The sequence below is a fragment of the Clostridium sp. Marseille-P7770 genome (assembly GCF_902143525.1).
In the GTDB taxonomy this organism is placed as follows: Bacteria; Bacillota; Clostridia; order Lachnospirales; family Lachnospiraceae; genus Pilosibacter.
In genome coordinates, this window is the sequence record NZ_CABFVC010000002.1 from 200,554 (window position 1) to 216,422 (window position 15,869).

Below are 15,869 nucleotides of genomic sequence, written 5' to 3' on the forward strand. Positions count from 1 at the left end.
TGGATGGAAGAAGTTGCATAAGAAAAAGAATACCCGTCTGGGTGAGAGGATTGATATAATCTTCTCGACCAGGCGAGTATTTCATTCCGCAGGAATGTGTCTATTAGAGGCTGATGGCTTCCACCCATGCAGACAAGTCGGCTTTGCTGGAATATGAGTTAAACACCTTACCATGTAGCAGCTTTGCACCGGGGCAGCTCGGCGCAAGTTTTTCATTGGTCTTACCCATGTCGCTGCCGCCAGATGTGGCAAAGGGAATGATTGTTTTACCTTTCAAATCATAGCTTTCCAGAAATGTATTGATAATGGTGGGAGCAACATACCACCAGATGGGGAATCCGACAAAGATGGTGTCGTATTCGTCCATGTTATCACGCTTGGCAGCGATGGCAGGGCGAGAGGTAGGATCGCTCATTTCGATGGTGCTGCGGGATTTCTTGTCCATCCAGTTCAGATCGGCCTTGGTGTACGGAACTTCCGGCTGAATCTCAAAAATGTCTGCACCGATAGCATCAGCCAGATTTTCGGCAACTTTCGCGGTGATGCCGCTGGCAGAGAAGTAAGTGACAAGTCTTTTGCTCATGACAAATGCACTCCCTTGATTGATTTTTACAATTTAAGTATAACACGTTGAATAGGGAGCATCAAGTAAGGCTGAGTGGACGAATGTGCTAATATTGCAAATGAAATAAGCACAAAAGAAAGTTTGCGTTGACTTTCGTGCTTATTTGGAATACAATATAAGCACGAAGGTGAGGTGACGCTTATGATGAACATGAACAATTTGGCTCAAACACATGAGATTTTAACACCGCAGCTTGCAACAAAAGTAGGTTTAACGAAATTTGAGTTTTATAAATATGTAAAGGCCAATGAATACGAGCAAGTCGGACATGGCGTATACGCAGCAAAAGATACTTGGATTGACGAATTAGAAATGCTGCACCGCCGCTGCCCGATGGGAGTGTTTTCTCATGATGAAGCGTTCTATTATTATGGGCTGACAGATCGGGAACCGCTTGTTCATACACTCACGATTTATAGTGGATATAATGTTCACCGCTTGAAAGAGGATGGCTATAAGGTTTATACAGTAAAAAAGGAACTTCTTGACGTTGGCAAGCAAATCGTAAAAAGCAATCAGGGAAATGAAATTCCTATGTACGATTTGGAACGGACAATTTGCGACTTGGTGCGGAGTAGAAGTTCTATAGAAGTACAGGATTTCAATGCGGTATTAAAAGCGTATGTCGGGAGAAAAGATAAGGACCTTAATAAACTGATGAAGTATGCAAAGCTATTTCGAGTGGATAAGATCATCCGAAATTATATGGAGGTACTACTGTAAATGGGATTTACACCTGAACAGATAAAAGGGCGTATCAAGAGCGTTGCAAAACAGAACAATGCAGACGCAAGGACACTCATGCGAATCTATATGATGGAGCGTTTTCTGGAAAGACTGGCACAATCAGAATATCGGGATAACTTCATTATCAAAGGCGGAATACTAGTTACGGCAATGATTGGTGTTGCGCACCGTTCCACGATGGACATAGACACCAGCATGAAGAATCTAAATCTATCTGCGGAGGATGCCTTGCGAGTTGTCAATCAGGTCAAAGATATTGACCTTGACGACGGTGTTTCTTTTGAGGTTAAAGATGTTTCCAATATCATGGATGAAATGGAGTATCCGGGAATCCGCGTTACCATGAACGCCAATGTGGGAAGATTGATTACGCCTTTGAAAATTGATATTTCCACGGGCGACGTGATTACCCCACGAGCAATCGAATTCAATTATGATCTCTTGCTGGAAGATCGTTCTATCAGTCTATGGTCGTATAATTTGGAAACTATATTAGCCGAGAAGTTGCAGACAGTTTTGGCGAGGGGCATCTTAAACACCCGAATGAGAGATTTTTACGATATACGGATGCTGCTTGATACATACGAAGATAAAGTCAATAAGGCTGTTTTGAAGGATGCTTTTGCGGCAACTTGTAACAAGAGAGGAACAGATCATCTGCAGGAGCAGGCCGCGGAGATTATCAAAATTATTGAAGCAGATGAACAGCTTCAAGTGCTATGGAGAGCATATCGGAAGAAATACTCGTATGCAGCAGATATTGATTATGCCAGTGTGATAAGCGGCGTAAGAAAATTGATGGATTGGATTCGATAAGCTACCATTGAAAATAGAATAGCGAGTAAAGCCCTACAAGGCTCAGGTCGGTTCACAGAACTGACTAAAAGCCTTGTAGGGCTTATTTTTTTGCGATTTTTTCTAAAAAGTTTTCGCCCCTATCTTGACATCAGGGGGTCTTGCAGCGGTGAGTTCCTCTTTCTTCGCGGCACTGTACAGTGCTTTTGGAACATATGATGTGGTTCATATCCATGCAGAAGGTCCAGCTTTTTTCTCATGGCTTCCAAAGATGTTTGGAAAGAGGGTTGTGGTTACCATTCATGGGGAGTGTGAAATAATATGGACAACCAGAAAAAATCCTGATTTCATGCGGGTTTGCGCGGCTTGACCTTTTCACCTCAACTTGTTTCTGCTTGTCATGGTGCGTTATAACCAGCGTGCTTTCAGGGGTTAATGGCTTCTGGTTGCGCTCTATACTTAACCCACCACAGCGAAAGCTGATAGAGCAGAAAACAGAATAAGGAGGTACGAAGGCAAGCCTGCGTATAGATCGCTACGGCAATCTGTATACAGGCTTGTTGTCGTGCAATGAAATGAGTAATCGCGTAAACCGATATTCGGAAAATCAAGAAAAGCATAAGTAGTGTAGAAAATGCGAACGTATAAAAAATGCCGTTGTATCTACACGACGTGCCAACAAAGAGAAACACGTAACTGATTGTACATAACATGGGAAATACCATCTTTTAGGATGTGTATATAAATTTAAAAAGTCTATTTTTGAGAGAGCCTAAAAAGGCAGGAGGAGAATATTATGAAAAATTATAAAATTGCTGTGGCTGGTACGGGATATGTGGGATTGTCCATTGCCACTTTGCTCTCCCAGCACCATCAGGTAACGGCGGTGGATATAATCCCGGAGAAAGTGGATTTGATTAACAGCCGTAAGTCCCCGATTCAGGATGACTACATTGAAAAGTACCTCGCAGAAAAAGAACTGAACCTGACCGCAACGCTGGATGCAAAGGCTGCATACTCTGATGCGGACTTTGTTGTAATTGCGGCCCCTACAAACTACGACAGCCACACGCAGCACTTTGACACATCTGCAGTCGAGGCTGTGATCAAGCTGGTCATGAAATATAACCCGAACGCTATCATGGTCATCAAGTCCACGATTCCTGTGGGCTACACTGCTTCCGTGCGTGAGAAATTCAACAGCAAGAACATCATTTTTAGCCCGGAATTTCTGCGTGAGTCCAAGGCTCTTTATGACAATCTGTATCCGAGCCGCATCATCGTTGGTACTGATCTGAATGATGAGCGTCTGGTTGAAGCCGCTCATGAGTTCGCTGGCCTGCTGCAGGAAGGCGCAATCAAAGAGAACATCGACACTCTGTTCATGGGCTTCACAGAGGCGGAGGCCGTTAAGCTGTTTGCCAATACCTATCTGGCCCTGCGTGTGGCTTACTTCAACGAACTGGATACCTACGCAGAGAGCAAGGGCCTGAACACCCAGCAGATTATCAATGGTGTCTGCCTTGATCCGCGTATTGGTAGTCACTACAATAATCCGAGCTTTGGCTACGGCGGGTACTGCCTGCCCAAGGACACTAAACAGCTGCTCGCAAATTATGTCGATGTACCGGAAAATTTGATTGAAGCAATTGTGGAGTCTAACCGTACTCGCAAAGATTTTATTGCGGATCGTGTCCTAAAACTGGCTGGTTATTATGGCTATGATGAAGAAAATGAGTTTAATGAGGCTAAAGAAAAGTTTGTGACTATTGGTGTGTATCGTTTGACAATGAAGTCTAATTCTGATAACTTCCGCCAGAGTTCTATCCAAGGCGTGATGAAGCGCGTTAAGGCTAAGGGAGCAACAGTGGTAATCTATGAGCCGACTCTGAAAGATGGAGAGACTTTTTTTGGCAGCGTTATTGTAAACGACTTGGCTAAGTTCAAGGAAATGAGTAATGCTATTATTGCAAATCGATATGATAAATGTTTGGACGATGTAAAGGACAAAGTATACACTCGCGACATTTTCCAGAGAGATTAATAAGGGAGCGAGTGGAATGAAGGATAAACAGAAAATAAAAGTATGTTTGGTGGGTTCATCTGGAGGACATTTAACCCATCTTTATATGCTAAAGCCATTTTGGGAAAACAAAAGTCATTTTTGGGTAACTTTTGATAAAGAGGATGCACGAAGTTTGCTTGAAGGTGAGAAAGTATATCCGTGTTACTATCCGACAAACAGGAGTTTGAAAGCACTGATTAAAAATACCAAAATTGCGTGGGATGTGCTTCACAAGGAAAAGCCTGATTTGATTGTTTCCTGCGGTGCAGCAGTTGCGGTTCCGTTTTTTTACATTGGAAAAATGATGGGCGCAAAACTGGTTTATATTGAGGTTTTTGATCGAATTGATAAGCCGACTATGACAGGAAAAATGGTTTACCCCATTGTAGACAAATTTGTTGTGCAGTGGGAGGAACAGAAAAAGGTTTATCCGAAAGCGGTCAATCTTGGCAGCATATTCTAAGTAGGGGACGAAAAAATGATTTTTGTGACGGTGGGAACACATGAACAACCGTTTAATCGGTTAATACAGAAGATAGATGAACTAAAGAAGGATGGTACTATTCAGGATGATGTAGTTATCCAGACTGGTTTCAGTACTTACGAGCCGAAATACTGCCAATGGAGCAAATTAATTCCATATCAGCAGATGGTAAAGAATGTGGCTGATGCCCGGATTGTGATTACTCACGGTGGCCCAGCAAGTTTCATTATGCCACTACAAATTGGCAAAACTCCCATTGTTGTGCCGCGTCAGCATCAGTTTAATGAGCATGTGAACGACCATCAGGTTGAGTTTGCAAGGAATGTGGCGCAGAGAATGGGGACGATTATTCCTGTGGAAGACATTAATACACTAGGAGATATTATCACGAACTACGATCAGATTGTTGCTGATATGGGACATGGCATGAGTAGCAATAATGCAAAGTTTAATGAGGAACTAGAAAAACTGGTAAACAAATTGTATTGAGGAAGTGTAAATGAAAAAATACAAACAGCAAAAAGTTAAGGTGCTTATAATCAGTACAGTAGGTCTAATTTATGATGGGATTACAAGTGTGATTCTTGAGTGCTTAAGAGCCATGAATCGAGAAGGAATTGAGTTCTATGTTGTATCGACAATAGACTGTAGACCGGGTATAAAAAAGCAACTTGAAGATTTGGGCTGCATCATTGTTGAGTTTGCGAATAGGAGAACTTATCCGATACAGTATTTTCATGAATTAACAAAGTTCATCAGAAAAAATGATATTGATATAGTTCATGCACATGGAAATAGTGCAACTCTTGCCGTTGAAATGATTGCTGCCTGGCTGGGAGGTGCAAAAAAAAGAATTGCGCACTCCCATAACACAAGGTGTGACCAAGTGAAAGCAGACAAGGTTTTGCGACCTTTTTTTAATTTGTTTTATACAGATGCTTTGGCTTGTGGCGAAGACGCGGGAAAGTGGTTGTTTGGAACAAAGCAATTTATGGTCTTAAATAATGGCAGAGATGTTGAAAAATTTTCTTATAATCCAGAAAAAAGACAGTTGATGAGAGAACAACTTGGACTTACAAAAGAATTAGCAATTGGGCATGTAGGAGGGTTTGTTGAGCAGAAAAATCACAGTTTTTTAATCAATATCTTTAAGGAAATAGTAAAACTCGACTCTAATGTGAAGTTCTTTTTAATTGGTGATGGGCCGAAGAGAACAGAAATTGAAGAAGAGGCAAAAGGATTAGATGTTGCTTTTTTGGGAACTGTCGATAATGTTTATGACTATTTAAACGCAATGGATGGAATGATTTTACCATCACTTTTTGAGGGACTTCCATTAGTTGCCATTGAATGGCAGCTAAATGGCCTTCCGGTATTGGCGGCAGATACTATAACGAAAGAGTGCGTAATATCGGAAAATTTCGAACTGCTCTCGCTGGATGAACAAGCAGAAAAATGGGCAAAAAAAATAGTTCAGATGGTTCACTCCAATAATAGAGAAAAAAATTCACTGTGTGCACAAAATAATGCCCAAAATTACGGCTTTGACATTAATGAGTCTGCAAAAATATTGAGGGATATATATTTACATTCATAATAAGGTGTTGGAGGAAAAGTAGTGAAAATCTTAGTATTAACACATAGATCTAATTTTAGCGGCGGTGCAAATAGATCGCTGTTAGCTGTTCTAAAAGGTCTTAGAGACAAAGGACATCAAATTGATGTGATTCTTCCTAAAGAAACAGGAGAACTAAATGATGCATTAACGATGGAGAATATACCATGGTGGCATTGTCAGTATTATCGTATGGGAGCTAAACCATTCTCTGGACCAATGAGAATAATAAGCTATTCGATATTGTACGGAAAATATATTCATCATAAAATTAAAGGAATAGAAATTTATAATAAGATTAAGAATAACGATTATGATGTGGTTTATACTAATACGATTTTGCCATATTGTGGGCTATTTGCAGCAAAGAAATTAAATATACCAAGTGTGATTCACGATAGGGAGCCATTGGACGGTACGAATGTTCCACAAATTATTGGATATGAGAAATTTTTATACAATCACGCCAATAAGATTATTGTGATTTCAAGCGACTTGAAAAACCAATGGAAAAAACGAGGATTAACAGATAAAATTGTTCTAATTACAAATGGAATTCCTGTGGAGGATATTCCGCTTTCAGAGCAAAAAGAGATAGATGGTATTTTTAATATAGTTTTAACCGCACGTATTTCTCCGACAAAGCATCATATTGATGCTTTGAAAGCGTTAAAAATACTTGTTGATCGGGGAATTACAAATATAAAATTGTCTTTTGCGGGAACAGAAGGGGAAAAAAGTGATGCCGAATACAAAAAGTCTTTACTAAAATTCATCGGTGAAAATAGATTAGAAGATAATGTGGAATTTCTAGGGGAAGTAAAGGATATGGGGAAATTACGTTCCCAAATGAATGTGGAGCTGATGTGTAATCCAGATGAACCTTTTGGAAGAGTTACCGTTGAGGCCATGAGGAGTGGCTTGATTGTAATTGGCGTCGCTGCGGGGGGAACATTAGATATTGTTGTAGATGGGGAAAACGGTCTTTTGTATAAGAAAAATGACGTTGATGATTTGGCAAATAAAATTTATACAGTATATAGTGATGAAAAATTTAGAAAGGAACTTGCCCAAAAAGCTATCCAGTATGGTAATTCGCATTTTACAATGGAGGAAAATGTAAATGCGATAGAAAAAGTGTTACTTGAAGCTGTAAGTCATAAATAGTTGGTATATATTATGAAACTAAAGAAATCAAACCTATGTAGTATTGGAGTCTTTTTGATTCTATTAATTGCATTTACAAAATCGCTTATTAAAACATTGTATGGTAGCAATGCAGGAGCAACGATAGTTCTCATTATTGGAATGGCTTTGGTTTTTGCAGCTAACATAGTGAATGGTAAATTTTATTATAAATTTACGGGATTTTCTCTTTTGTGGATTGCAACTTTGGCTGTTGCACTTTCCAATAATTATGATTTAAAAGATGGAAATACAATGGCAATTGCACAGTTGATAATAGGGACATTACTTGTAGTGTTATTACAAGTGAATGATACATGGTGCATATCAACAATTAAAATTATTAAGGGATTTGCACTGTTTCACTTTTGTACGGGAGTGATTTTTTTATTTGCTAGAAATATATTGATAAAGTACATTGTGCCGCTTTTTAAGCTGAGCGAATCTAGTGAATACTATTCCAATGAGCTGATTAATCAAATTCATAATGGATATATGACAGGACTAACTTCTCATTACAGCACAATGGGAATCTATATGTCCATAGGAATGTGCTTTTTTGCTAGTAATATTTTTAATGACAAAGACAGAATTGAAATAAAGGATCTGGTTGGCATATTAATTATGCTAACAGGTACGCTTTTATCGGGAAAAAGATCTGCATTGCTATTTCCGGCCTTGGCAGTGCTGATCGTTTACTTTTTATATTTTAAACCCAAAAATGCGAGCAGAAGATATAATTACATAGCAATAGTAATTATAGCAATATTAAGTGCATTGTTGATTATGACATTGATTCCGGGTTTAGGGGGTGCTGTTGGACGAATAGTTGCAATTTTGGGAAGTACAGATTTAAATGATATAACGAATAAGCGGTATGAAATGCTATGGCTTCCCGCTATATTGCTTTTCTTGGAAAAACCAATTACTGGAATAGGATGGGGTAACTTTAAATTCTCCTTTAGAAAATATTACCAGTATGCAGCAAACCAGAATAATGCACACAATGTTTATTTACAATTACTTTGTGAAACTGGAGTTTTGGGAAGCATTATTGTACTTGGAGCGATGATTGCTAGTGTAATAATTATTGGTAAGACATTGAGCAATTGGAGAAAAGGGAAACTGGACATATCGCATAATCAACTGAATTCATTAGGTACATCGATGGCAATGCAAATTTATTTTTTATTATATGCTGTTTCAGGTAATCCACTCTATGATATTCAGTGCTACTTGCCTTATATGGTTGCGGTGGCTATGGGCCTTGCAACAGTAAATAAAATTAAGAAAAATAGTAAAGAAGTAAGATGTGAGGAAATTAGATGAAAGTTGGTATATTAACATATCATAGAGCAAATAACTATGGGGCTTACCTTCAGGCGTATGCGTTGACTATGAAGGTAAGAAGTTTCGGTTATGAGGCGGAAATCATTGACTATGATATGAAATGCGCGGAAGAACGCTATAAAGTTCATAATCGAAACCCGATTAGATGGTATAACGAAAAAATTAGAAGAAATATGTTTAAATGCGAACTTAGAAATTTGCCAATTTCTAAAGAGAGCTTGGTCAGTGATTCGATTTCCGATTTTGAAAAGTTTATAGCAAATCGATATGATGTCATTATTGCAGGAAGTGATGAGATTTGGAAAATAGATTCATTCAGAGGCTTCCCCAATCCATACTGGTTGATTGATAATAATAATTATCAACGGTTTTCGTATGCAGCATCATCAAGATCAGACTTCTCTATGTTGAGCGAAGAGCAAATAGAGGTTGTAAAGGGGACATTGAGAAAGTTCTCTCTTATTGGTGTTAGGGATTCTTTTACATACAGCGAATTGAATCGCATTATAAGAGAAAGTGAAAAAATAGAATTGTGCTGTGATCCAGTATTTCTTTTTGATTTTGAACCCAGTAAAGAACGAGGAAAAGAAATACTGAAGAATAGATTTAATGTTAGAATTGATAGACCAATTTTGGGAATTATGCTAAATGATGAAAAATTGGCAAGAAGAATACGGAGCGAATTTGGAAAAGAATACGAGTTGGTTTCGTTATACCGTCAATGGCCAGGCTATAAAAAGACGGCTAGCTTGACGCCTTTTGAATGGATTGATGTAATTACTGCACTTGATGTACTCGTTTCCAATTATTTTCATGGCGTGTGCTTTTCAATGATAAGTAACACATATTTTGTGGCTATTGATTCTAGGGAAAAGAATGTAGAACACGGAAAAATTTATGATTTGTTGAATCGAAATTCCATGTTGAATACCTTCCTTTCTACAACTGACACTGAATATATGGATAAAACAATTAAATTGTGTAAATCTCCTAAGAAGTTAGATTATTCGAAGGCTGTCACTAAAGAAAGAAGCCTTGGAGAACATTATTTTGCAAAATTCGTAGAGGCTTTGAGATGAGCAGGGAAAAAGAATTAATAAAAAATACTGCTGTTCTAGGAATTGGTAAGTTCCTTCCAAAATTTGTAGCGATTATTACACTGCCAATTATTACAGCAAAGTTGACAAAGACCGAGTATGGTACATACGATTTGATTTCTACCTTGGTCATGCTGATTTTACCAATAGCAACATTGCAAATACAATCCGCTGCATTTAGATTTTTGATTGATTGCCGAGGTGATAAAGAAAAGTCTGCTAAAATTATCAGTAATATATTTGTAGTAACAGTTCCAATCTCTGTTGTGGTTTCCTGTATTGCGGCATTTATATGGAAGGATATTAGCATACTGAATAGGATATTGTTTGGAATGTATTTGGTTGGAGATATTCTCTATATTACTGTATCGCAAGTCACCAGAGGCTTGTCCTATAATAAATTATATTCGATTAGTTCAGTAATAGTATCGGTTGTGAACTGTATATCTGTTGTATTTGTCTTACAAGTAAAAAATACAGGCTTGAGTGGCGCAATTTTTTCATTAGTGTTGGCAGATTTTGCTGCAACAGTATATTTGACACTGAAGATTAACTTGTTTGGATACTTGGATTGGAGGATGGTGTCTTGGACAAAAATTAAGGAATTGATATCATACTCATGGCCCATGATACCGAATAACTTATCCAATTGGGTACTCAAACTTTCGGATAGACTCATTATAACTGCAGTGTTGGGAGTAGAGGCTAATGCTGTATATGCAGTGGCCAATAAAATACCAAATTTGTTATCAATAGCACAGTCTATTTTTGTGATGGCATGGCAAGAGAATGCGTCTATTGCAGTCGGGGATAAAGATGCTGGGATATACTACTCAAAAATGTTTAATTGTGTGTTGAGAATGATGTTTGGGTTTACAGCTATTCTTATTGGTTTTACACCGATTATTTTTTCTCTTCTGATTCGTGGAGATTATTCTGACGCGTATACGCAGATGCCTGTTTTAATATTGGGAATGTTTTTTTATTGTATGTCGGCATTTCAGGGGGGAATATATGTCGCACATAAAAGAACTAAAAGTGTGGGTGTGACGACAACTGTAGCAGCAATAGTAAATCTACTTATCGATGTTGCTTTTATTAATGTGCTCGGTATTACAGCAGGATCAGTATCGACATTAGCAGCTTATTTTTTGCTATATTTATATCGTTTGGTGGATACAAAAAAGTTTCAGCCGATGAATTACTATATAAAGGAACAGATATTTTATTTGTTTGCATTAATAGTAATGCTGTATATTTGCTTTATTAAAAATTTCTATCTTAATATTGTAAATATGATTATGGGGGTGACTTTTTTTGCAGTCGCTAATTCGGATTTGATTCTAAAATTGGTTAATAGCTTAAAACGCGGAGGAAACAATGGCAACAAGGAGTAAAGAAATTGAAAGCTATAATTATTTCAAAGCATTTGCGTGTTGCTTTATTGTATTGATTCATTGTAAGTTCCCTGGCTATATTGGTAATATATTACGAACAGTTGCCAAGTTTGGAGTTCCATACTTTTATATGGTATCTGGCTTCTTTTTTCTATATGGTTCAAATTGCGAATATAACTATAAAAAGAATAAAGAAAAAATATTGCATATTGTTAGAATTATGATGGGAGCAGCATTGTTTTACTTTGCGTTCTCTGCCATTTATATTCTCATTTTAAAGCAAAGAATAGAATTTGAAAACATAGTAACGGGAAAAACACTTTTTAAGTTGATTATTTCAAATAGCCCATTTGTATATAGCCACCTGTGGTTTTTAGGTGCACTACTCTATTGCTATATATTTGCTGGAGTATTGAAAGAGAGAATTTGTGGTAAGTGGAAAAAGAACATTATAGTTTTGTTGCTTGTGATGTTTTCGGTGATGAGTGAAATCTTACCGAGATTTGGACTGAAAATTTCTTTTTATGGAGTTGCATTATATAATGTCTTTATATTTAGAGCGTTGCCATTTTTTCTTTTGGGGATTTATTTGAGAGAAAACATGGAAGCAATCGTTTTTCGTGCACTTGAAATATCAAAAAGAAAACTTCAGTGTGTAATACTGTTTGGCTTTCTTTTGAGTCTATTGGAGAGAATAATATTTGTGGAATCACAGTTTTACGTGGGAACATATATAGCGGTCATTGCCCTTTTTGTTTTTTGCATGACATATCCGAACGGATATAATAAAACCATTCAGTATATTGGAAAGAAACTTTCCATGTACATCTATATTTTACATATTGCAGTCATGAAAATATGTGATTTGCACGGGGGGGGGGTACTGTGGAGCGCTGTAAAACCAATTTTGGTGATTGCGATTTCAACATTGATATCTAGATTTATAGTAGATATTTTACACATAAAGAAGATAAAATTGAAGTGAATTTCCCAAACTGTGACGTGAGAAAAAATAAATATGTTGGAGGAACAACTCGTGGTGGATTTGATAAATACAATAGTATATGCGGGAAGATTAAAAGATAGGTCCGCATTGATGAGTAGTTCGTCCGGTGGCGCATTTACTGCGCTTTCTGACTTCTTTCTGAAAAGTGGCAATGCTGTTGTTTCGGCAGTATATAATTATGATGATCACACAGCGGAATTTAAGATGATTCTGGATAGAGAGCAACGTGAAAGGGCAAAAGGATCAAAATATATGCAAAGCAAACCCGGTGACATTTACAGAAAAGCATATCACTGGTTGATAGAAAATCCAGAAAAAGAACTGCTCTTTGTTGGTATGGGATGCCAATCAGATGGTTTTCGGAAATTCAGTGAAATAAAAAGTATCCGTGAACGAGTGTACATAGTAGACATTATCTGTCATGGCTCTCCAAGTCCAAAGTTGTGGAAAGAGTATGCGGAGTCTATTCAGAAGACGGATGGAAAGATAACATATCTTACATTCAAAGATAAGCGTAACGGCTGGAAATCTCCAATGGCTTATGTGAAAGTCAACGGAGCAGAGAGGCCGATTAAAGATTATGTTAAGGTGTTTTATAATCGCTGTGCATTGCGTCCATCATGCTACGAATGTCCATATACGACAACTGAAAGAAAAACAGATATGACCATCGGAGATTTCTGGCATATTGAAGAAACGATTCCGGATTTTTATGACCCCAATGGAAACTCTCTCTTTCTGATTCATACAAAGCGAGGGAAGAAACTGTTTGAAAAAATTGAGGATGATTTGGATTGTCGATTGAGCAATACGACACAATGTTGGCAGGCAAATCTTGAAGCTCCGACCAAGAAGTCTGAACGAAGAGAAGCGTTCTGGAATGATTATAAGAAGAAAGGAATTGATTTCGTGATGAAGAAATATGGAACAGTTCCAATGAAAACGAAGATTAAGAATAAGCTCCTCAAAATCATGGGGGGGGGGTACACAGAAAGTAGTACCCGTTATGCTGATTACTCCGAAAGGAGGGCAGCATAATGAATTGGAAGCAGCCTAAAGTATATGCAGTAAAACATAAAGATGAAGCAACAAGAGTAGCTTCCAGATCTGGCGGTATTTTTACAGCATTATCCGATTTGGCATTTGCAAAGAACGGTGTTGTATACGGATGTGTTTTGGATGAAAATTTTAATGCAATTCATATCAGAGCAGATAATTATGAAGATCGAAATCGTATGCGGGGGTCAAAATATATTCAGAGCAAATTAGGAGAAACCTATAAAAGCGTAAGGTCAGACCTAGTGGATGGCTGCTTTGTATTATTTTCAGGAACTTCTTGTCAAGTTGCAGGATTAAGGAAATATCTTGGAAAAGAATATACAAATCTGGTTTGTGTGGATATAGTCTGCCACGGAGTGCCGAGTCCGAAGGTATGGAAAGAATATTTATGTTGGCAGGAAAAGAAAAACAAATCTAAGGTTATAAAGGTCGATTTCAGAAATAAAAGAGATTATGGCTGGCGAGCTCACAAAGAAAACTTGGTATTTGAAAATGGAAAAATCGTCAATAGTACGGTTTTTACGACGTTGTTTTATAGCCATAGTATTCTGAGACCATGTTGTTATGAATGCCCGTATAAGAAAGTGACTCATCCGGGCGACATTACAATTGCGGATTACTGGGGCATTGAAAAGGCCGCGCCAGAATTTGATGATAATAAAGGAGTCTCTTTGGTTTTGATAAATAACGAGAAGGGCGATAAAATATTTAATACTGTAAAAGAGAGCATTAAATGGAAAGAAACACGCATTGAAGATAGCATGCAGATGTCTTTTAAAGCTCCTTATCCACGTCCAATAAATAGAGATGTACTTTGGAATAATATATTAAATGAAGATTTTGAGTATATTGCAAAAAAGTATGGAGGCTTAGGTTTCAAATATAAAATCAAACAGTGGATTAGAAGTATAAAAAGGAGGTTAATCAGATGAGAGAGCTTCCAGTGTTATATAAAAGAAAAGAAGAATGCTGTGGGTGTACGGCCTGTTATGCCATCTGTCCGAAAGAGGCTATTTCTATGGTCGAGGACGAAGAAGGCTTTGAATATCCAAAGATTGATGAGAATAAATGTGTTCATTGTTATCAGTGTATCAAGGTATGTCCAATAAAAGCGGCAAGAGCACAGTGAGGAGGAATCATGAAAACAACATTACTTATCATGGCTGCTGGTATCGGTAGCCGCTTCGGAACGGGAATCAAGCAGTTGGAGCCGGTGGATGATGCTGGTCATATCATTATGGACTACTCGATACATGATGCGATTGGAGCTGGTTTCAATCATGTGGTATTTATCATCCGTAAGGATATTGAGAAGGAGTTCAAAGAGGTCATCGGTGATCGCATTGCCTCTATTTGTTCCGCTCACAATGTAACTGTGGACTATGCTTTCCAGGATATCAACGATATTCCGGGAGAACTTCCGGCAGGCCGTACAAAGCCGTGGGGAACCGGTCAGGCTGTGCTTGCAGCGAAGGACGTAATTAAAACTCCGTTCATCGTCATTAACGCAGACGATTACTATGGCAAGGAAGGCTTCAAGGCCGTCCATGAGTATCTGGTGAATGGCGGCAAGTCCTGCATGGCTGGCTTTGTGCTGAAGAACACGCTGTCTGATAACGGCGGTGTGACTCGTGGTATCTGCAAGATGGATGAGAATGGAAACTTGACTGAGGTTGTGGAAACCAAGAACATCGTAAAGACTGCAGATGGAGCAGAGGCAGACGGTGTGGTTGTTGATGTGAATTCTCTGGTATCCATGAATATGTGGGGCTTGACTCCTGATTTTTTGGATGTGCTGGAAAATGGTTTTAAGGAGTTTTTCGAGAAAGAAGTACCGAGCAATCCTCAGAAAGCCGAGTATCTGATCCCAATCTTCATCGGTGAGCTGCTGGAGCAGGGAAAGATGTCCGTAAAGGTCCTGAAGACCAATGACACTTGGTATGGCATGACCTATCATGAGGATGTCGCAGCCGTAAAAAACAGCTTCAAGAAAATGTTGGCGGATGGTGTGTACAAGGCTGATTTGTTTTCAGACTTGTGATATACTTGAGCTATCATAATAGGAAAGAGGTTTGTGTCCTATGCCCAGAACTAAAGGTAGCAAGAATAAGCCCAAAACTGTGACTGCTGATTTCGCAACGCAGATTGCAGAAAAGCAGTCCGCAAAGGAAGCGCTCACAGCGGAAATCGCATCTATCACCGCAAACATTGACACTTTGAAGGCTGACCTGAAAGTGAAGAAGACTGCTCTGAAGAAGGCCGAAAAAGAAGTGGCAATGCTGGAAGCGAAGAAGGCAAAGGCAGATGCTAAAGCTGCAGAAGAAGCAAAAAAGGCAGAAGCGGAGGCCGTTCTGAAAAAGCTGCTGGCCGAAGGTATGAGTGCCGATGAAATCCTCGCAAAACTGAAATAACACGAAAAACCCGTGATGGACAGGCATAACGCG

Annotated in this window: 17 protein-coding genes; 16 read left to right on the forward strand and 1 reads right to left on the reverse strand. The window is 38.5% G+C overall.

The annotated features are described in order from the left end of the window. Positions 1 to 103: 103 nt before the first annotated feature. Entirely contained in the window at positions 104 to 583 is a 480-nt protein-coding gene (locus FN001_RS04650; protein WP_142410984.1) for a flavodoxin, read from the reverse strand. A 183-nt stretch (positions 584 to 766) separates the two neighbouring features. Here FN001_RS04650 and FN001_RS04655 point away from each other — a divergent pair, with 183 nt between their 5' ends. From FN001_RS04655 to FN001_RS04735, 16 genes are all read left to right on the forward strand, one after another. Continuing rightward, positions 767 to 1,348, forward strand: coding sequence for a type IV toxin-antitoxin system AbiEi family antitoxin domain-containing protein (locus tag FN001_RS04655; protein WP_142410985.1), 582 nt, complete (start codon positions 767 to 769; stop codon positions 1,346 to 1,348). Continuing rightward, positions 1,349 to 2,188, forward strand: coding sequence for a nucleotidyl transferase AbiEii/AbiGii toxin family protein (locus FN001_RS04660; RefSeq protein WP_142410986.1), 840 nt, complete (start codon positions 1,349 to 1,351; stop codon positions 2,186 to 2,188). It abuts the gene before it with no gap. A 775-nt stretch (positions 2,189 to 2,963) separates the two neighbouring features. Then, positions 2,964 to 4,211, forward strand: coding sequence for a nucleotide sugar dehydrogenase (locus FN001_RS04670; RefSeq protein ID WP_142410987.1), 1,248 nt, complete (start codon positions 2,964 to 2,966; stop codon positions 4,209 to 4,211). 16 nt (positions 4,212 to 4,227) lie between these two features. Then, on the forward strand, positions 4,228 to 4,695 hold the full coding sequence (pssD, locus tag FN001_RS04675) for a PssD/Cps14F family polysaccharide biosynthesis glycosyltransferase (protein WP_142410988.1): 468 nt from the start codon (positions 4,228 to 4,230) through the stop codon (positions 4,693 to 4,695). A gap of 15 nt (positions 4,696 to 4,710) precedes the next feature. Then, a complete protein-coding gene (locus FN001_RS04680) occupies positions 4,711 to 5,205 on the forward strand; it encodes a glycosyltransferase (RefSeq protein WP_142410989.1) in 495 nt (164 codons plus the stop codon). A gap of 10 nt (positions 5,206 to 5,215) precedes the next feature. Continuing rightward, complete coding sequence (locus tag FN001_RS04685; protein ID WP_142410990.1) at positions 5,216 to 6,313, forward strand: glycosyltransferase family 1 protein; 1,098 nt, start codon at positions 5,216 to 5,218, stop codon at positions 6,311 to 6,313. A 21-nt stretch (positions 6,314 to 6,334) separates the two neighbouring features. After that, a complete protein-coding gene (locus tag FN001_RS04690; protein ID WP_142410991.1) occupies positions 6,335 to 7,498 on the forward strand; it encodes a glycosyltransferase family 4 protein in 1,164 nt (387 codons plus the stop codon). Between the two features lie 12 nt (positions 7,499 to 7,510). After that, on the forward strand, positions 7,511 to 8,845 hold the full coding sequence (locus FN001_RS04695; RefSeq protein ID WP_142410992.1) for an O-antigen ligase family protein: 1,335 nt from the start codon (positions 7,511 to 7,513) through the stop codon (positions 8,843 to 8,845). Next, entirely contained in the window at positions 8,842 to 9,945 is a 1,104-nt protein-coding gene (locus tag FN001_RS04700) for a polysaccharide pyruvyl transferase family protein (protein ID WP_142410993.1), read from the forward strand. The genes FN001_RS04695 and FN001_RS04700 overlap by 4 nt, the downstream gene beginning before the upstream one ends. Next, positions 9,942 to 11,360: a lipopolysaccharide biosynthesis protein gene (locus tag FN001_RS04705; RefSeq protein WP_142410994.1), complete on the forward strand. Its 1,419-nt coding sequence runs from the start codon at positions 9,942 to 9,944 to the stop codon at positions 11,358 to 11,360. The genes FN001_RS04700 and FN001_RS04705 overlap by 4 nt, the downstream gene beginning before the upstream one ends. Beyond that, a complete protein-coding gene (locus FN001_RS04710) occupies positions 11,344 to 12,345 on the forward strand; it encodes an acyltransferase family protein (RefSeq protein ID WP_142410995.1) in 1,002 nt (333 codons plus the stop codon). The genes FN001_RS04705 and FN001_RS04710 overlap by 17 nt, the downstream gene beginning before the upstream one ends. Before the next feature lie 51 nt (positions 12,346 to 12,396). Continuing rightward, the gene (locus FN001_RS04715) at positions 12,397 to 13,404 is read left to right on the forward strand and encodes a Coenzyme F420 hydrogenase/dehydrogenase, beta subunit C-terminal domain (protein ID WP_142410996.1); all 1,008 of its coding nucleotides are present in this window, start codon (positions 12,397 to 12,399) and stop codon (positions 13,402 to 13,404) included. After that, a complete protein-coding gene (locus tag FN001_RS04720; protein WP_142410997.1) occupies positions 13,404 to 14,357 on the forward strand; it encodes a Coenzyme F420 hydrogenase/dehydrogenase, beta subunit C-terminal domain in 954 nt (317 codons plus the stop codon). The genes FN001_RS04715 and FN001_RS04720 overlap by 1 nt, the downstream gene beginning before the upstream one ends. Further along, entirely contained in the window at positions 14,354 to 14,554 is a 201-nt protein-coding gene (locus tag FN001_RS04725; protein WP_142410998.1) for a 4Fe-4S dicluster domain-containing protein, read from the forward strand. Before FN001_RS04720 ends, FN001_RS04725 begins: the two co-directional genes overlap by 4 nt. Before the next feature lie 9 nt (positions 14,555 to 14,563). Continuing rightward, entirely contained in the window at positions 14,564 to 15,466 is a 903-nt protein-coding gene (locus FN001_RS04730; RefSeq protein ID WP_142410999.1) for a sugar phosphate nucleotidyltransferase, read from the forward strand. Positions 15,467 to 15,506: 40 nt separating this feature from the next. Continuing rightward, complete coding sequence (locus FN001_RS04735) at positions 15,507 to 15,836, forward strand: hypothetical protein (RefSeq protein ID WP_142411000.1); 330 nt, start codon at positions 15,507 to 15,509, stop codon at positions 15,834 to 15,836. Positions 15,837 to 15,869 lie beyond the last annotated feature (33 nt).